Origin of the sequence: Limnothrix sp. PR1529 (assembly GCF_002742025.1) — a bacterium.
In the GTDB taxonomy this organism is placed as follows: domain Bacteria; phylum Cyanobacteriota; class Cyanobacteriia; order CACIAM-69d; family CACIAM-69d; genus CACIAM-69d.
Map to the genome: position 1 here is coordinate 120,771 of NZ_LIRO01000116.1, position 18,525 is coordinate 139,295.

Consider the following 18,525-nt stretch of genomic DNA (forward strand, 5'->3'; position numbering starts at 1 on the left):
GGACGATCGACTCCGTATGCCTACCAGGGTTCATCAACAGCTCGGGCTGACGCTCGGACTGAGTGGCCCCGCCAATCATCGTTAGGCTAACACGGGCGATCGACCCTTGTGGGATGCGGATCAGTCGCGATCGCCGCCCGATTCGCCCCAGGATTGCCCCCGGTCTAACCCAGGGTGCTGGAAACGACGGGCATCGGTTCCGGCAGGGTCAACCCATCCCGATAAATCAACAAGTCAAACCAAAAAATCGTCCCCACACCCACTTCACTGATCAATTTGACGCTGCTTTGGTGCTTGTCAATGATGTTACGGACGATCGACAGGCCCAGCCCTGTGCCTTCGAGGGTATGCACCCGGTTTTCGACCCGATAGAACCGATCGAAAATGGCATTACAATCTTCGGGGCCAATGCCAATGCCGGTGTCGGCCACTTCCACCCGCACCACGCTCACCACCTCGGGCTGAGATTTGGCTGGGCCGGTTGCCGCATTCACCGGGCAGGTATCCCAGAGGGCCGGTTGAACGGTGGGGTCTTGGGGAATATAGGCTCGGATCGCCACCTGGCCGCCCTTGGGGGTAAATTTCAGGGCATTGCCCACCAAGTTGGCGAACACTTGCAGCAACAGATCATAGTTACCCAAAACGGGCGGCAGGCTGGGGGCCAGCTCTTGGGTCAGTTCAATTCCCTTGTCGCGAGCATTGAGCTGGTAGGTGCGCAGGGTTTGTTCGATCGGCTGTACCAGGTCGATCGCGTCAAAAGTGTAGCTACGGCTGGATTCCAACCGAGAGAGATCCAACACGTCATTGACCAACCGGGTCAGGCGATCGGTCTCGCGGTTGGCGGTGTCCAAAAACTCCCGCTGTTGCTCCGGCGACAGCTCATCGCCATAGTCATGGAGCGTTTCAATAAAGGACTTGATGTTAAACAGCGGCGTGCGTAGCTCGTGGGAAACATTGCTGATGAATTGGCTTTTGGCCTCATTCAGCTCCACTTCCCGGGTAATGTCTTGCACCGTGACGGCGATCCCTCGGATGCTTTCGCGGTAGCGATCGCCCGGGGCTTCGCCATCTTGATCGGCATAGAGATTACATTCCCTGGCCAGGGGCCGTTGAGCATCGCTGCACTGATCCTGCTGATGGTGCTCGCAGGTGTCGCACAGGTGCCCATCCCCGATCGCCCGTTGGGATAGCACTGGCGACAGCAAAATGCGCACCGTTCGCTTCACCGGCTCCATCAGGGTAATGCGAAATTCTTCGCCCTCGTCGGCCTTGCCTTCCGCCAACTGGTAGAGCGGGCGCGTGAGCTTCACCTGCACCTCGGGTGGAAACTCATAGAGCACATTTCTGCCAATGATCGGCTGGCCGTCCGTTTCGCGATCCCAGCCAAAAATCTGGCGGGCCGTGGGATTCACCAACACCACGCGCAGATCCGTATCGAGCAGCAGGGCCCCATCGACGATCGTGGCGATTAGGGTTTCGAGCTTGGCCTTGCTGGCCGTCAGCTCTTCAATATTCTGTTCTTCATAGCGCTCTAGGCGCTCCGCCATGTCATTAAAACTGGCAATTAGTTCCCCGAGTTCACCGCCAAACGGCAGGGTAATTCGCTGCTTAAAATCCCCAGAGGCGATGTTTTTGACACCGATCAATAATTCCTTAATCGGCTTGGTGATGGTGAGGGCGTTGAACACAGCCCCCAAAATCACCATCACCCAAATTGACACGAACACCGCGATCGTCACGTCGCGAGTCAATCCCGACGAGGCCACCACCGTCGGATTGGGATTGGTACCCACGGCCAACACCCCCAAGTATTGACCCTCGTGGGTTAGGGGCACAAACACATCCGTGACCTGACCGTTGGGGGTGAGGTGTTGACGCACCAAGGGGCGATCGAGATCGGCCGCATAGTCCGGCGGCAACTGAATCCGACGACGCAAGGTTAGGGAGTTCTTCACCTCCGTGTCGGAAAAGGGGATGCCGTAGAAGATATCCCCGTCCACGTCGGCATAGAGCAAGTACCGAACGCTGGAAGTGCTGTTATAAAACCGGCGCGAGAAGCCAGCCAAACCGCCCAAGTCTTGCTCCGCCACCAGGGGTGCAGTGTTGGCGGCCAAGAGCAGCCCCAAATCTCGCCCAAAACGAGTGTCGTTGAGCCGGGCATCCTGCTGGATGGTGTTGACGGCCCAAAAGGTTAGCCCGCTGGTCAGCAGCGACACCACCAGGGTTGCCACCGCCATCAATCGGGTTTGGAGGGTGAATTCTGACCACCAGCGACGCAGGATTTGCCGCAACGTAACGATCGCCTCAAGCATGGTCTCGGGGAGCGTGCAGATTGATTCGATCTTAAGGGGCTTCGGTGGGCATAGGGTCACTGGCGGCGATCACACCGGGCAAGGGCAGGGTTTCCCAAGGTTGTTGGCGCACTTGATAGCCAATGTCGCGACGATAGGTTTTTTCGGTGTAGTCAATGGCCTCGATCGCCCGGTAGACGGTTCCGAAGGCTTCGTCAAAATCTGCCCCGATCGCCGTGACCCCTAGGACGCGCCCTCCATCGCTGACCAGTCGATCGGTGTTGCCGCTCGATCGCACCAGCCGCGTTCCCGCATGAAACACCATGGCCCCCACCGCTTCCGCCTCTGCTAAGCCCGCGATCGGAGTGCCTTTGGCAAAACTGCCCGGATAGCCCTGGGCTGCCACCACCACACAGCCGGCCACGCCCGATTTCCAGGCGATCGGGGGAAACTGGGCCAGCCGCTGTTCCACACAGGCCAACATCAGCTCATGGAGCGGCGTTTCCAGCAGCGGCAACACCACCTGGGTTTCCGGGTCGCCAAAACGGCAGTTAAATTCCACCACCTTGGGATCCCCCTCAGGCGTGATCATCAACCCCGCGTACAAAACCCCTCGGTAATCAATGCCGCGCGCCGCCAGGGCCCGCACCGTGGGCTGCAACACTTCCGTTTCAATGCGCGCCATCAGATCCGGCGTAACCAAGGGAGCCGGGGCATAGGTTCCCATGCCGCCCGTGTTGGGGCCGGTGTCTCCCTCGCCAATCCGTTTATGATCTTGGGCTGGAATCAGAGGGCGCACGGCTTTGCCATCGGTCAGGGCCAAGACAGATACTTCCCGCCCTTCCATAAATTCTTCGATTACCACGCTGGAGCCAGCGGAGCCGAATTGGCCGCCAAAAATAGACTCCACCGCCTTGAGTGCCTCATCCAGGGTCATGGCCACGGTTACGCCCTTGCCCGCCGCCAGACCATCGGCCTTCACCACGATCGGGGCCCCGGTCTGCTGCAAATAGTCGCGGGCGGGGGCCAGCTCCGTAAAGGTGGCGGATTGGGCCGTGGGCACACCCGCTTCGGCCATGAGCGTCTTGGCCCAAGATTTGCTTGCTTCGATTTGGGCCCCCGCTTGGGTGGGGCCAAACACGGGAATTTGTCGCCCGCGCAAAAAGTCCACAATCCCGACAGCTAGGGGCGCTTCGGGGCCCACCACCACCAGGGAGACCCCTTGGGTTTGGGCAACGCGGGCGATCGCTTCAAAATCAGTTGCAGCGAAGGCAAAGTTTTGGCAACGGGGATTCAGGGCCGTTCCCCCATTTCCGGGAATACAAAAGACCCGCTCCACCTGTTCCGACTTCAACAACATGTGGGCGATCGTGTGTTCACGGCCACCATTGCCAACCACTAAAACCTTCACAGAATCTTTAACCCGCAGTTGTGAACAGAACTCGGCCAGGAGCCAGTATCTCAGAATATCGCACGTCCGCTCCTCTCACCACCGATCCCCGCTGGGAGGCTGGATCTTGTCCAATTTCGACTCAATCGCGGTTGATCGCCAATCATCAACGACCATTTCCGGGTTGGTTGTTTCCACGTTTGGGTGCAAAACTTCCTAGACTGGGCTAGGCGCTGGGCCAAAACTTGGGCTAAACCTAGACCAGCGATCGGGCGATCGCGCCAATTTCCCCTCAACTATTGCAAAACGGCGATTTCTGAACTCCCCATGACTACCAGCATCGTGACCGGCGCGGCCGGCTTCATTGGCTCCCACCTGGCGGAAACGCTGTTACTGCGAGGCGATCGGGTCATTGGCATTGATCACTTTAATGACTATTACGACCCGGCCCTCAAGCGGCAAAACGTTGCGCCCCTGTTGGATCATGGTCAATTCCAACTGCTGGAGGTGGATTTGCGAGCCATTGACTGGGCCCCTCTGCTGGCGGAAGCGGATGTGGTCTATCACCAGGCGGCCCAGGCGGGGGTGCGGGCCAGTTGGGGGACTGGGTTCCAGGACTACACCGATCGCAACATCACGGCGACCCAGCGCCTTTTGGAAGCCGCGAAGCAGGCCCCGAATTTGCAACGGTTGGTCTATGCGTCCACGTCGTCCATTTATGGCGATGCGGAAACCTTTCCCACCAGTGAGTTGGTCTGTCCCAAGCCCGTGTCGCCCTACGGGATCACGAAATTAGCGGCCGAACAGCTCGGGCGGCTCTATTGCAACAATTTTGGCGTGCCGTTTGTGGCCCTGCGCTACTTCACGGTTTACGGGCCCCGACAGCGGCCGGATATGGCGTTTCACAAGTTCTTTAAGGCGGCGATCGCCCATCAGTCCATTCCCATTTATGGCGATGGGCAACAGACCCGCGACTTTACCTATGTCAGCGATGCGGTGGCGGCGAATTTGGCGGCGGCGGTGGTTCCAGCGGCGATCGGGGAAATTTTCAACATCGGTGGCGGCAGTCGCGTGGTGTTGACGGAGGTGCTGGAGCAAATGGAGGCAATTGTGGGTCACCCGATCGCGCGTGATTATCAGGATCGGGCGATCGGGGATGCTCGCCACACCTCCGCCGACGTGACCAAGGCTCGCAATCTTTTGGGCTATGACCCTCAAGTCACGATTCGCAAGGGTCTTGAGCAGGAATGGGAGTGGATTAAAACCCTCTACGCCGCTTGACCATTGCTCGATCGACCATTTTAAAAAATTATTGCAAACCATTGCCAAACCTTGACTGATACTGGGCTTGACAGTCTTGGACAGATCTGGACTAAATGGGTCTGAAGCATTTCACGGCTTCAGTACTGACTGACAGGATCAAGGACAATGAAACGGTTTGTATCTTGGGCGATCGCTCTGGTTGCTGCTTGGTTGAGCTTTGCTGGTGCTGCCCATGCGGCTGATGTGGCCAATGGAGCCAAAATTTTTAGCGCCAACTGCGCCGCTTGTCATGCGGGTGGCCGTAACGTGGTGATGGCAGACAAGACCCTGAAGAAGGATGCCTTGGAAAAATACGGCATGAACTCGATCGAGGCGATCGTGAAGCAGGTCACCAACGGTAAAGGTGCGATGCCGGCCTTCAAGGGCAAGCTGACGGCAGACGGTATTCAAGATGTGGCATCCTTCGTGCTGTCCAAGTCGGAAGCCGGTTGGTAAGTCATGGAAGCCGGTCAAGGCAACATTCCTCCACAGATGCCTTGACCGGTTTTGAGCGCTGGGTAGCCCTGGCGCTGTTCCCTCTGGCTAACCCACCCAATTGAACCCGAGTGTTGAATTGCCTTTCGGTCATTCAACAGGCTTCTGACCCTATGTCTGAACCCGATCGAACCGGGCGCTGGGCGATCGCGCTGCTGCTGAGCGTGGTTGTTTGGGGCCTCGCAGCTACTACCTATTGGTCATCCCGACTGACTCCGGCTAGCGTCCCGGTTTCTAGTCCGCAAGACCCGATGGCGCTGGGTGCATCAGCTTTTGGCCGTGGTGATTACGCAGATGCGCTAGCGGCCTTCGCGATCGCTGCCGATCAGACCCCGGATGCCTACCGGCAAGCCCGGGCCCACCACAACCGCTGTCTGACCTGGCTGGCGATCGCTGACTGGGCGGCTGCGATCGGGGACTGCACGACGGCGCTGGAACTCAATCCCCAGCTTTGGGATGCATACCTGAACCGTGGTTTGGCCTATCGCGGGCAGCAAAACCGGGCCGCCGCCACCCAGGATTTTGAAACGGTGCTGCATCAACATCCCTTGGATGGACGCGCTTGGTATAACCACGGGCTGGTGATGGCTGAACAACAGCAGGGGCGCGAAGCGATTGAAGATTTCAACCGAGCCATTCTGCAATTCGGCCACGAATCACTCGATCGCCTCGCTCAGGTCTATTACGACCGGGCGATGACCTGGCTGGATCAGGGCGATCGGCCCCAAGCCCTAGCTGATCTCGATCGCAGTTTGCGCTACGGCCCCCAACAGGCCAATGGCTTTCATCTGCGCGGTTTGGTGCTACAAGCCCTGGGGCGTTCCACGGAAGCGATCAACAGTTTTGACCGGGCGATCGCCCTGGCTCCCATGAACGGCCTGTCCTACATGGCCCGCAGTCAGCTTCACCAACAAATGCATTGCCATCAAGCGGCGATTCATGACTTGGAATGTGCTGTCCGTTGTTTCTATGACTGCGGCGATTGGGGGGCTTTGCAAACGGCCCTAACGGCCCTGCGCCAACTCCAGCAGAGCAGCTCCGTAGCGATCGGCTAAAGCTGCTAGTTAGACCGCCCGTTGCTTAGTTTGTTCACGCGTTGAATCATTGCGCTGAATGAATGCGTTGAGCTGTTGGGTGGGTCGTTAGTTGGGTTGTTTGCTGAGTTGTCCAGTTGTGCGCGCCTTACCCCGCCGTCCCCTTTGAGAAGGTTGGTCACCGGTTCACGATTTCCTCTGAATCCCCAAACTACCCTTCGCCTGCTATGCCACTGAAGTTATTTCTTTCTCCTGTTGCCTTGCGATCAGTTGGCTTAACTCTGGCGGTGACGCTCCTCAGCCCGATCGCCCAATCGATTTACCAGCCCGCCCGGGCCGGTGGCAATCATCACCATCACCAATCCAGCCCCCCGGCCAGCCCTTCAGCCAGCCCGCACAGCCCCCACAATGGCAGCGGTCGCGGCGGCGAGCATCAGCACGGTCGCTTTGATGTTCCTGCTGGTCAGCCAATTCCCACCGTCAGTCTTTCCGTGTTGCCGGATCCCAAACAGGGTTGGAACCTGCAACTCACGGTTCAAAATTTCCGATTTGCCCCGGAGCAAATTAACCAACCCGGTGCTTGGAACCAAGGTCACGCGCACCTATACCTCAACGGACGCAAACTCACCCGGCTCTACAGCAACTGGTATTACTTGGAATCTCTGCCGAGTGGCAGTAACCAAATCCAGGTGACCTTGAATACAAATGACCACAAGGATTTGTATGCCAATGGTCAACGGGTTGAAGCCCAAACGGTGGTTCAGGTTCCCTAGTAAATGGTTGGTTTGGAGAGCATGAAAAGCAGGGGAGAGGGCTTTAAAAACAGGCTTCAGAACCAGTCAAAATAGCCCTGAAATTCTGTGACCAATTCAGAGTGGGAAGTGTTACATGGCGTTGCAACTGATGGCGTTGCATAACGTTCAATATCGATCGCGTCACACTCGAAACCACCGCGCCTCGTGATCTTTAGGATCAAAAGGAATGGGGTTGGTTTCGGGTTGATCGCTTCACACACCTCCAACCGGCCCCTCCCCATTCATGGAGACCAATGCGCTTGCGGGTTCCCGCTTTCTGGCCATAGACCGGGCGATCGAACCCGCATCCGAGAGCCATTCAGGTTCGTAGGAGGGCAGGGATGATGGATCGGATCATGCAACACCTCACGCAACACCAGCCGCCAATCAACACCGGGCAAGTTGGGGGTGAAGGAACCTGGCTGAGAAAAACCTGGCCGCGATCAAGCGCCATTGCTTTGTTGACGGGGTTGTTGGTGCTGGTACTGGCCCAGCGTGTGGCCAGCCAAACGCCACTGCTCCCCGAGGGCAAGGCCCAAGATCTGACGGCGGCGGGCGGTTTGGAGTGCGATCGCGCGGCCATTTTGCCCATTTTGCCCATGTTGGCGCAGCTTGAGTTGCCCTACAGTGAGCTAGCCACTTGCCAGCAATGGGTGGAATATGGGCTAGGGGGCCCCGAAGAAATCCCGCCAATCGTGGATCCAGGGGACGGCTTGGAAGTCTACTACGGGCCCGAAGGGGAATCCGTGTTGTTGCTGAGTGCTGGGGCCAAAACCGAGCAGCAGGCTCGCTATGCCCAAGGAATCAGCACCGAAGACAGCGGGCGATCGAACCTATGGCTATTTGGTCGCCAGGGCGATCGCACGCGGCCCAGCAGTTGGGCGGCCACCCAGTTGCGATCGAATCTAGGCCGCCAAGAACCCCTGAGCCAATTTGCCCCCGACGATGACCAAACGGCCCTGCGGTTGGAATGGTTTCTGGGCCGCCCCACGCCCTAGGTGCTTCTAGGGTTGATTGTCCATGACCCAATTGCCGGAACAAGGGGCCGAAGCCCCTTATCGTTCACAATCTGTCGCGATCTGCCACGATTTGTCACGATCTGCCAGCAGTGACGTGAGGGTTTTAGGTGAGTTAACGATCAGCCCTACACCGTCGGTTCAAACCTCAAGGCCCGACCACGCACCGATTCATTAACCTGGCCGTTTTCATAGGCCACCTGACCGCCCACGATCGTGTAAACCGGCCAACCCGTGAGATTCCAACCCTCAAAGGGACTCCAACCACATTTGGACAGCATTTCCTCCCGCAGCACCGGACGGTAGTTATCGAGATCCACCAACACCAAGTCCGCATCTAATCCGGGAGCGATCGCCCCCTTGTTGGGAATGCCAAACCCCTTCGCCACATTGGTTGACATCCACCGGGCCACTTGAGCCACCGTGCAGCGCCCCGCCGCCGCTTGGGTCAGCATCAGGGGCAAGGAGGTTTGCACCCCCGGCATTCCGCTGGGACTGTTGGGATAGGGTTGCGCCTTTTCTTCCAGGGTGTGGGGGGCGTGGTCAGTGGCAATGAAGTCAATGACTCCATCCAGCAGGGCTTGCCACAAAATTGCGCAATCTTCGGGCGATCGCAGGGGGGGATTCATTTGCGCAAAAGTGCCGATCGTTTCGTAAGCACTCACATCCAGCAGCAAATGTTGGGGGGTAACTTCACAGGTCACCCATTCGGGCTTGTCCTGACGCATCAGGTTCGCCTCATCACCCGTAGACATGTGCAAGATGTGCAGCCGCCGACGATGCTTCCGCGCCAACTTGAGGGCCAGTTGTGTGGCCTCCAGCGCGGCTTGGTTGTCTTGAATTTGAGAATGGATGGCCGGATCGGTAATGCCCGCAAATTGCTCTCGGCGCTGACGAATCCGATCTTGGTTTTCGGCATGGACAGCAATTAAGCGCCCATAGCCCGTTTGTCCCGGCTGTTGCCCCATCGCAAAAATTTGATCGAGGATTGGCTCCTCATCCACCAACAAGGGGCCATGCATAGACCCCATAAAGATCTTGATGCCGCAAACGGGGTTCGCCGTGATCAAATCCGGCAACTGATCGGCAGTCGCTCCAATGAAAAAGCCATAGTTGACCACGCACTTACTCGCCGCGCGATCGAGCTTGTCTTGCAGCGTGGCTTGAGTGGTGGTTAGGGGCTTGGTGTTAGGCATCTCCAAAAAGGAGGTGACACCGCCCTTGGCGCAGGCATGGCTGGCGGTTCGGAGATCCTCTTTATGCTCTAAGCCCGGTTCGCGGAAATGAACTTGGGGGTCGATCGCGCCTGGCAACAGAGTCAAACCCGTTGCGTCAATTTCACGGGCGATCGGCCCAATTGTGTCGGGGGAGATTTCAGGAGCCACCTGCCGAATCTGATCGCCTTCGATCCACACATCACCTTGCAGGAAGTCTCCGTCAGGCAACAGGATACGAGCGTTCCGAATCAGCAGCGCAGGTCGATCGGTCATGGTTTTAACCCACTGTAAGGAAGAGAGAACCAAGCGGCAGAAACCCGAGCTGGGAATCTTTCCAGCTTGGCATTGTCTCCGATTCCTCTCGATCTCTTGCAGGTGCTTCTTTAGATTTCCTCTTGCAGGTGCTTCTTTAGATTTCCTGCGATCTCCCCGATTGGTGATCCCGTGGCACAGCTTCGGTTCGCCTATTAATCAGCCTAGTCAGCGCGGCGACGACGCAGCCCCAGGACTCCCATCGCCCCCACCACCAACAACGCCCCGATCGATCCCGGCTCTGGCACTGACACCGGATCCGTAGGCTGTGTGGGTTGTGGCGTAGGCGTTGCGGAGGGGCTGGGGGTTGGGCTAGGGCCGGGTTCCGGAGTCACAGTGGGTTCGGGACTGGGTTCCGGAGTCGGCTCAGGAGTTGGCTCAGGACTGGGCTGAGGGGATGGCTCCGGAGTCTTGACCTGAGACAGACCGCCCACCGTCATGTTGTCAAAGGCAAAAACATCGCCTTGACCCGTTGACATGCTAAAGGAAACGCTACTGAAAGCCTCCTCCATGGTTTCCGCAATAATGCCAAAAAACAGCACAGAACCATCCGTACTGCCTGACGAGCCGATCGTGTTATTAACCGTCACCTGTTTTGTGGTGGACGCGCCCGCCAAAGTCAGGGTTAATTGGCCACCAAAATCACCAATATCAACCCCATAAAACCCAAAAGCTCCTACCTGCTGACTGAAATTGATTGTGAAGCGCCCCCCAGCGTCCACTTCCCAAAATTGAGTCCCGGAAACGGCATAGCGACCCACGCCATTTGTCCAGCCCACGGGCACGCTTGAAATTCGACCATTTCCCGAGAGTGTTGCGGTTCCAGCTCCGGGAAATGACACATTCAGAAGATTGTTAGTACCGGTGATTTGACTTTCAAAGGTCTCAGTACCCACACCGGTCAAATTTGACAAAAAAGCGGCTTCCGCTGCCTGAGAGTTGGTGAGGTTGGCAGCCGGAGCCCAAGGATTTGAATTTAAATCTTCGCCTAAAAACATTCGATAGGCTTGGGCTGGTGCAGAAACTGCCAAGCAAGTGGCCACTGAAGAAGCGACAATCGCAGTCAAGCTCAGAGCCGTTTTAAGAAGCTTCATAGATCTATGGGGGGAATATCAAGATGAAGACAATTCAATGACTGTCACCCTGCATTGATTATATCGATAGATCCGGAGATAAATAAGCTTTGATGTATCAATTGAAACCTGAAAAACAGCCGCCAAATCAGGCGTTTTCGAGTCTATTTTTCACAAAATCTTTAATTCAATCAACTAAAAACCTTTTTTCAGACAATCCTTCATTTAATCTTTAATAAAAGCCTTTAATCGTTGCAAAAGCGGGGGCCAGCAGACCGAGCAAGGGCGATCGCTCCCCCATTGAGTGGACAAAACCGCCACAGGAGATAGTGACGGTGATGGCGACTAAGGGCGATCGGGTGGGCTGGTGTCCAATGGAGGATGACTAGGCAGGGCGATCGCATTGCGATAAAGCTGTGTCAAGGTTCCTGTGAAATCAACGGATTTCAACTGAAACTGATCGGCGCGATCGGGACTGTAGGTGGTCAGCACCCAATCATCCCCCGTGCTGCGGCGAAAGCATTCAACGCGCTGGCAACTGGTGTTAATCAGGGCATATTCTTGGAGGCTTTCGATTTGCTGATAGTCAAAAAACTTGCTACCGCGATCGCGCAGTTCCGTGGTGTCTGACAGCACTTCAACAATTAAGGTTGGGAACTGTTTAGCGTAATTATTTTCAGGCGTAATGACCGTATCTCTGGGGTCACAAGTCACCAACAGATCCGGATAAAAATAGCGATTTTTGTGGACAATTTGCAGGCGCATATCGGTCATATAGAGCCGACAGGGTGGCGCAATATGCCCCAACAGTGCCGCAAACAGATTCCCCACGATCGCCACATGGGCATCGCTCGCCCCAGCCATCGCCACCCGATAGCCATCCCAATACTCATGCTTGGTGGGACTCACGGCTTCTAGGGCGAGGTAATCAGCAACGGAGAGGCGATCGGGCAGAGCAACCATCGGGGTGAGCAACGCTGCAAACTAAGGGAACTCAACCCCAGTCTAGCAAGGGCGATCGCGCCCCCATCGAATGGACAAGACCGCAGGATTACTGGAGGCTTTGGCGAAACTCACGAATGGTGCGGGCGCTGCCGATCGCCTGGGCCTTGGCGAGTTGAGCTGCCACAATTGCCGGTAGATCCAAATCGGGAAACAGCAAACCGCGATCGCGCGGTTGGTACTGTCCCGCCTCCAGCACAAAAATCTTGAGCAAGCCATCGGCATAAATCCAGACCTCTGGCACTCCCAGGGCTGCATAGGCCGCGAGGGAGGTTTTGGAAGTCACATCGGCCTCAATCGCCAAGTCCGGCGGTGGGTATTGGTCTACATCCACCCGCCCTTGGCAGTCACGCACGCGATCGGCATTGGCCACATAGAAACAGGTGTCGGGTTCCAATCCGGCCAGGTTCTCGCGCTCAAAACGGGTCGAGCCAAAATCTTCCCAGTCCAAATCACGGGCATCGAGCAGGGCCGTCACGAGGTAGCCAATCAGCCGGTGGGGGCGCTCATGGCGAGCAAGGGGCGACACGATTTCAAGTTGTCCTTGGTAGTAGGTCAAGCGGGTGTGGCGATCGTCCCCCAGTTCGGCGGCAATCCGCTGGAAAGCTGCCCAGTCGAGATCGGCGATTGCGATCGCGCTGCCGGGCCGCAAAGTAATCCGATTGAGGGGAACAGTGACGACCATAGTATTGAACCCACTAAAGAACACCTGGGTTGGGCTGAGGTCGTGCAAATTCGCTGATAATGTTGGTGTCACAGAGCATCGTCTAAGACTACTCAAATGCACTGGGACGATCGCACCGCTCAGGAATCTCCAGGGTATAGGCTTCTTCCTCGCACAAATGATGCAGATTCAGCAATTGTGTGGCCGCAGCAGGGGAAGTGACTAGGGGAGCTGACGGTGGTTCTGTTAATGGGTGATGTTGCCTGGTTAGGGGCAGTAGCGTTTTGAAGACACGCCACAACAACACCAGCCGATCGCGCCATGCCAGGTGCGAGATTTGGGCAGTGGCGCGATCGAGCCGGGTTAATGTCATGGTGGTTGAAGCTGTATCGTCTTTGTCCCTAGTCTAGCAAGGGCGATCGCTCCGTGATAGGTCACGACCATAGTGCTATAGTCGCCTTATCAAACTCGGATCACAGCCATGATCTTTAAGGCTGCTGATCATCGAAGTGCATGATGCTATTTTAGGGCGAATCAAATTCACGAAGAATTTCAAGGATTTCTTGCGAACTAATATCTGTACGATCACTTTTGCTATAAATCGTTAATAGAACAATTCGTCCTGCCAGTTCTGCGTAATAAATCAGACGATATCCAGCGCTTTTCCCCTTGTCAATATCACTGTTTTTAATTCGTACTTTGAAGATGTTAAGCGACATGCCTTGGAGGCGATCACCAGGACGTTTTCCCTGTTCTAGTTGATCCAGGATCGGCTGTAAGTCTTGGCGCAGACTTCGATAACGCTTAAGCAGAGTGCGAACTTTTCGCGTGAAGGTGGGTGTAACCTCGATTGACATGGCTGGTTAATTGGCTTCGACGACCAGCCACATTTGTTCGATGGGGAATGTTTGCCCTGAGTGCATTTCTTGAAGTGATTGTCGGAGATCGTCGGCGGGCGATTGATCGATTTCTGTTTCAACGTCGCTGAAAAGATCGTCACTGAGAAATTGCCACAGTTGCAGGCGATCGCTCCGATCCCAATGGGCGATCGCTTCTAAAAGGATCTCTAGGGAAATTTCCAGCGTTAACAGAGCCATAGGGTTGCCTCAGATCTGGTGGGGGCGATCGGCTGGTGATTCCCAGTCTGGCAAGGGCGATCGGGAAATTCTGCGTCAATAACTGGAGAACCGGGCAGGGCGATCGCGTGATTCTCCCAAGGGGATGACCACTTATCGGCGTTGATGGGCAAGGGCAAAAATATCGGCGGCAGTTAGGCTCAGATCAAAGCCTGGCATGGGTAGTCGATCGCCCCCAGTATAGATATTTGGTAAGTCATCGCCTGCCCAGACCCAAATTTGTTGGCGATTGAGGTCGATTAACCAGGCTGATTGAGTGCCATTTTGAAGGCAATGCAAAATTTTGGTTTGTGGGGTCAGGGTGCTGTGGTCGGGCGATCGAATCTCGATTAACCAGTCCGGTGCGCCATGCAACGGCTCGTCTTGGTCGGGGAGGCGATCGTGGGCGATCGCCACAATATCGGGCACAGGTGAATGGGGCGGAATGATGCAGCGTAATTCTTGGATTGCTTCAAAGGCTTCGCTGTGAGCATTCAGCCAATTCACCAAATTCCGTTGCAACCGCGAGTGAAACAGAGTGGGCATCGGCTTCTGGATTTTGCGCCCGTCAATCAGTTCCCAAGCCGGAGATTCCTCTAGGTTTGCTTGGGCTAGGAATGCTTCAAGGGTGAGGGTTGCCAGGGCGAGGGTCATGGAAAGCTGGCGCGATCGGCAGCAGGGTTGTTGTCTAGTCTAGCAAGGGCGATCGCTTCACCATTGAGTGGGCAATACTGCCACAGATTAGCTGCCGAGACGCAGGGTGATCCGGTTGAGGGGATACGGTGACGGTCATGACGGCTAGGGGCAACCGGGTGGCTTTGAGTCCAGTCTAGTTAGAACAACCGGAGGAGCGATCACCCTAAAATTGACTGAAGACTCAGTACAGGGTGATCACTGAGTCAATATATGGAAAACCGTGCCAGCCTAACGGGCTGCTAACAAACAGTTCCTCCTTTGCCAACTGCTTCCTTAGCAAAATCAGGATGCGGAGATAACGGGCAGTATTTTTCCTGCAATCCTGAATCTGTGATGATCCGTTCCCAGTTAAAACGTGAACCTGGGTCTACTTTTCCAGATCGGTATTGATCATTGAGCTGCTCGTCAAGCTGCTGGTGTCCAGCAACATATCGGAGACTCGGATATTTTTGAGCAAGTTCCTTGGTAAGTTTTATTAAAGCTTGATATTGTTCTTCCGTATAGTCATAGACATTGCCGTTAATGTTGACGATCTCGATGCCAACAGTCTTTTGGTTGTAGCCTGTAGCGTGCCAAGCGACTTTTTCTACAGGAACAACTTCTAGGACATATCCATCCCGATCAACAACGTAGTGTGCAGAAGTGTCATTCCGAACGAATGCAGATATAGCGTGTTTTAAATCTGATCCCCCAGTGTGATGGAAAACAATTGTTGACATCGCCGTGATATCCTTCCGAACTTCGCTATTACTAACGGCTTTCAAGTAGGCAGTTTCCACGATTCCTAGTGTTCCTAGTGCTAGTAGACCCGTACCAATTGATCCAGTTCGGGGCGTACCACCTTTGCCGACCACTTCAACGCCATTGTTGCCGCCACCAGTCCAAGTGCCGCCAGCTCCACTGCTGCCCCCAGTCGGAGCGCCACTGCCTGCACCCGTTGTTTCTGTGGGAGCCGGGTTAACGGTCAAGTTGAAAGTATTCGTTTCACTCCAAGCTTTGCCATCAAACGCACTGATTTGAACTGGGTAAGTACCAACAACCGCACCGTAGATACGCATTTCATCCAATTGGTTACCCCGAATCAAGAAAGTACCCGCAGGTTGACCGGCCATATTCGGGCCTTCCATCTTGACCTTCGTTGGATCAAACTGAATCTTGTAGAGCTGAATTTCATCACCATCAGGATCAGAAATTTCGATCTCATGGCGATACTGTCCCAGCGTAAAACTCACCCCTTGCGGCATCGTGAAATAAGGCACAGCGATCTTGGGCGGTTGATTCCTTGTCGGAATCTCATGGGGTTGATAAGCCTTCACGCTGTTGTCAGCCGGATCAAAGAATAGGTAGCCCCCTTCAAAGTCTGTCCGCCGCCCGAATAGCCAGTCATATTCCCGGCGAGTGGGGAACCCGAGCCACCCCGAAGAGCCATTATTCTGGCCATAGACCTGATTCAAACCAAACCACAACGGCACGGCCCCATAACGCCCCGAGTAATGAATCGAGCCGTTTTGATATTCCCGCCAAGAACCCGTCGTGCCTTGCGGTGAAGTCCCCGCAGGTCTGATATCGCTAGTCGGATCACCCAGGATGTTGTCATAGCCAGAGGTCAGCGCCAACCCAGTCAGCCGCTTTTCCTCTTCTGTAGCAGTGATGCGATCGCCGATCGGGAATGCCTTCAGGTCTTCATCGGGCACAACACGCGCCAAATTCGAGGCGTTACGTCCTGGGCTTTCAAAGGGACGCAACTCTCCCTTCTCCAGGCGATAAACTGTGCCGCTGTTCAACCCCTTGTACCGGGTCATCTCTTTATCAGCCGGACGCACATTTGTTTCAATTTGGAATAGTGTTTCCGGCGAGGTCAGCCGCGAGCTAGCTCCCGGTTCCACCACCAAGTAATAATCACCACCCGGTAGAATCCGCCGGAATTCCTCCACGCTCGTGCCGGAGCGCACCATCGAATAGAACTCCTTGGTCACAGGATTCCATAGCTTTAAGTCGGCATCTTCAGACATACCTGCCAACTTGAAACTAATATCCCGTAAACCGGCCAGGGTGAACTTGTAGTAAACCGCTTGCCCAGATGCGCCACCAACTTTACCGACTGTACGATCCCAGAATCCGCCGCCAGTTTTGTTGTATTGATCACGATTGGGATCGTCGAACAAGTTGACCGCATTGGTCATGATCGTCGTCGCTTGCGGATCAATCAATGGCGTGGGCTTGTTGATGACCCGTTTGGTTGGATCAAATCCCTGACCCGCTGGATTGGTATACCAATATTGCCGATTACCCGGGCCCGGCTGCTCAACCAAATAGCCATTGCGGTAGTAGTGCATCACCACACCACTACTAGAGCGCACCGTTCCTAGGAAATTCCCTGCACCGGCTGGAACCAAACCCGTTCCTGGCAAATAGGTTGGCACAGGAGCCGGAGCCGGAACTGGAGCCGGAGTGGGCACAGGCGCAGGCGTTGGCACAGGGGTTGGAGTCGGAACTGGTGTAGGCGTTGGAACCGGTGCGGGAGCAGGTGTAGTTCCCCCCGATGGAGCCGGAACTGGTGTAGGCGTTGGAGTCGCTGGTGGCGTATAGGGGGCAGGCATTTCATTGAACTTAAATGCCTGTGTGAAGTAGCCGTTCCAGTACAAATACCCCCCGTCAAAATCGGCACGCTTGCCACCATTCCACGCATATTCAGCTTTCTTGGGCAACCCTAAGAAGCTCTGGGCTTCACCCATCTCTTGATATTCACGGAACAGTTCTCCCCATAAGGTCACGGCTGTTCTAGGAGAACTCGGAGACCAATAAACAGCCCCCTTCTCAAATCGCCGTACTTTACCAGTGACTCGTGTTACTGAGGCAATGTCTACAGGGGAATAGCTTGTTGGCTTTCCTAAGGGAACTGGATAACCACCGCTCCATCCAAACTGATCGCCGAACCGCTCTAGCTCGTCGCTGATTGCGGCTTTCCACGGGCCAGACTTAATTGTGATCGAGCCATTAGCAACGGGCCATTCGGATGGCGTTACCACACCAGCTCCCGACCAGTCATCCGGTGCGAACAATGGCTCGGGTTTGTAGGCTTCTGGGGCAGTCATTTTGGCCAATGCTGCCGCTGCTGCTGGGTTGACAATCCCATAGCCGCTGAGTTCGTCATAGCCAGGCGACTCAATATCTGTTGCCGTTTTGGTCAGTGCATCCTTGACTTGCAAATAGTTCAGATCAGGATTCGCCGCCCAAGCGATCGCCGCCGCACCCGTCACTTGGGCCGCCGCCACCGATGAGCCAGCCATGATCCCGGCTCCCGCAGCAGATAGCGAGAGCACTTGATCGCCGGTATTCCCGCCGATCGCACTAAGCGTCAGCTTCTTGCCACTGCTGGAATAGTCGGTTTTAGCAGCCCCATCGGCGATCGCCACCGAGCGATCGATTTGTTCCGCCGCTGCCACCGAGATGATGTTGTCAAACTCCTGAGCCGCCTGGGCCAACACGGACATATCCCCCGTGCCGCTGTTGCCCGCCGCTACAACGAGGACGACACCCGCTTGGCGAGCCGTTTCGATCGCCACCCGCTCTTCGGGCGTGAACTCGTAGCGTGTCGAAATCGTCCCGTCGGCATTCTTTTGGGTCAGGTCAAAGCTCAGGTTCACCAAGCCACGGGTCTGACCCTTGCTCTTGATGTAGTCCACATAGTCCACCAAGGCCTTGGCCCAACTACCCGACCCCACGGCCCGCGCTGCCCAAATCGGTGCATCGGGTGCGAGTCCATCAATCCCTACGCCGTTGTTGCGGAGCGCGGAGATCAGACCCAGGATGTGAGTGCCGTGTTCGTTGCCCTCACCGGGATTCAGCAACGGATCGGCATCGTTATCGATGTAGTCCTTGCCCCAGACAATTTTGCTGTAGTCCAGATCAGGGTTGCTGCGGGCAAATCCCGTGTCGATTACTCCAATGATCGGGAACTTGCTAGTGGGTGTGATGGCTGCCGCTGCTAGGTCTTCGATCGTTGGGTAAGTCCAGGGGAAAGTGCCCAGCGGCGAAGTGACAGGCGTGGTGCTGGGCACTGGAGTACTGGGAGCTAGGGATTCTGTGGTGGGTGGTGTTGGGCTGGGGGCTGGGGTTGGTGG

The 18,525-nt window shown here is 55.7% G+C and carries 16 protein-coding genes; 5 read left to right on the forward strand and 11 right to left on the reverse strand.

Annotation, left to right across the window (positions count from 1 at the left end):
• Nucleotides 1-164 precede the first annotated feature (164 nt).
• Both AMR42_RS21280 and purD read right to left on the reverse strand, forming a co-directional pair.
• Complete coding sequence (locus tag AMR42_RS21280) at nt 165-2,312, reverse strand: HAMP domain-containing sensor histidine kinase (RefSeq protein WP_099534727.1); 2,148 nt, start codon at nt 2,310-2,312, stop codon at nt 165-167.
• 31 nt (nt 2,313-2,343) lie between these two features.
• Complete coding sequence (purD, locus tag AMR42_RS16435; protein WP_099534728.1) at nt 2,344-3,702, reverse strand: phosphoribosylamine--glycine ligase; 1,359 nt, start codon at nt 3,700-3,702, stop codon at nt 2,344-2,346.
• A 306-nt stretch (nt 3,703-4,008) separates the two neighbouring features.
• Here purD and AMR42_RS16440 point away from each other — a divergent pair, with 306 nt between their 5' ends.
• The 5 genes from AMR42_RS16440 to AMR42_RS16460 all read left to right on the forward strand — a co-directional run bounded on the left by AMR42_RS16440 (nt 4,009) and on the right by AMR42_RS16460 (nt 8,304).
• Complete coding sequence (locus AMR42_RS16440; protein ID WP_099534729.1) at nt 4,009-4,962, forward strand: NAD-dependent epimerase/dehydratase family protein; 954 nt, start codon at nt 4,009-4,011, stop codon at nt 4,960-4,962.
• Nucleotides 4,963-5,109: 147 nt separating this feature from the next.
• Nucleotides 5,110-5,439, forward strand: coding sequence for a cytochrome c6 PetJ (gene petJ, locus AMR42_RS16445; protein WP_099534730.1), 330 nt, complete (start codon nt 5,110-5,112; stop codon nt 5,437-5,439).
• A gap of 152 nt (nt 5,440-5,591) precedes the next feature.
• Nucleotides 5,592-6,533: a tetratricopeptide repeat protein gene (locus AMR42_RS16450; protein WP_099534731.1), complete on the forward strand. Its 942-nt coding sequence runs from the start codon at nt 5,592-5,594 to the stop codon at nt 6,531-6,533.
• 239 nt (nt 6,534-6,772) lie between these two features.
• The gene (locus tag AMR42_RS16455) at nt 6,773-7,285 is read left to right on the forward strand and encodes a hypothetical protein (protein ID WP_099534751.1); all 513 of its coding nucleotides are present in this window, start codon (nt 6,773-6,775) and stop codon (nt 7,283-7,285) included.
• 377 nt (nt 7,286-7,662) lie between these two features.
• A complete protein-coding gene (locus AMR42_RS16460; protein ID WP_143473145.1) occupies nt 7,663-8,304 on the forward strand; it encodes a hypothetical protein in 642 nt (213 codons plus the stop codon).
• A 146-nt stretch (nt 8,305-8,450) separates the two neighbouring features.
• Here AMR42_RS16460 and AMR42_RS16465 read toward each other — a convergent pair whose 3' ends face one another.
• From AMR42_RS16465 to AMR42_RS16505, 9 genes are all read right to left on the reverse strand, one after another.
• The gene (locus AMR42_RS16465) at nt 8,451-9,812 is read right to left on the reverse strand and encodes a dihydroorotase (RefSeq protein ID WP_099534733.1); all 1,362 of its coding nucleotides are present in this window, start codon (nt 9,810-9,812) and stop codon (nt 8,451-8,453) included.
• Between the two features lie 203 nt (nt 9,813-10,015).
• Nucleotides 10,016-10,945: a PEP-CTERM sorting domain-containing protein gene (locus AMR42_RS20655; RefSeq protein WP_158234517.1), complete on the reverse strand. Its 930-nt coding sequence runs from the start codon at nt 10,943-10,945 to the stop codon at nt 10,016-10,018.
• 324 nt (nt 10,946-11,269) lie between these two features.
• On the reverse strand, nt 11,270-11,887 hold the full coding sequence (locus AMR42_RS16475) for a Uma2 family endonuclease (protein ID WP_099534752.1): 618 nt from the start codon (nt 11,885-11,887) through the stop codon (nt 11,270-11,272).
• 88 nt (nt 11,888-11,975) lie between these two features.
• Complete coding sequence (locus AMR42_RS16480) at nt 11,976-12,611, reverse strand: Uma2 family endonuclease (protein ID WP_099534735.1); 636 nt, start codon at nt 12,609-12,611, stop codon at nt 11,976-11,978.
• An 88-nt stretch (nt 12,612-12,699) separates the two neighbouring features.
• The gene (locus AMR42_RS20050; RefSeq protein WP_143473146.1) at nt 12,700-12,963 is read right to left on the reverse strand and encodes a hypothetical protein; all 264 of its coding nucleotides are present in this window, start codon (nt 12,961-12,963) and stop codon (nt 12,700-12,702) included.
• A 151-nt stretch (nt 12,964-13,114) separates the two neighbouring features.
• Entirely contained in the window at nt 13,115-13,447 is a 333-nt protein-coding gene (locus AMR42_RS16490; protein ID WP_099534736.1) for a type II toxin-antitoxin system RelE/ParE family toxin, read from the reverse strand.
• 6 nt (nt 13,448-13,453) lie between these two features.
• Nucleotides 13,454-13,687: a hypothetical protein gene (locus AMR42_RS16495; protein WP_099534737.1), complete on the reverse strand. Its 234-nt coding sequence runs from the start codon at nt 13,685-13,687 to the stop codon at nt 13,454-13,456.
• 132 nt (nt 13,688-13,819) lie between these two features.
• Entirely contained in the window at nt 13,820-14,359 is a 540-nt protein-coding gene (locus AMR42_RS16500; RefSeq protein ID WP_099534738.1) for a Uma2 family endonuclease, read from the reverse strand.
• A gap of 281 nt (nt 14,360-14,640) precedes the next feature.
• Nucleotides 14,641-18,525 (reverse strand): S8 family serine peptidase (locus AMR42_RS16505; RefSeq protein ID WP_158234518.1); only part of this gene is annotated, 3,885 nt, incomplete at its 5' end.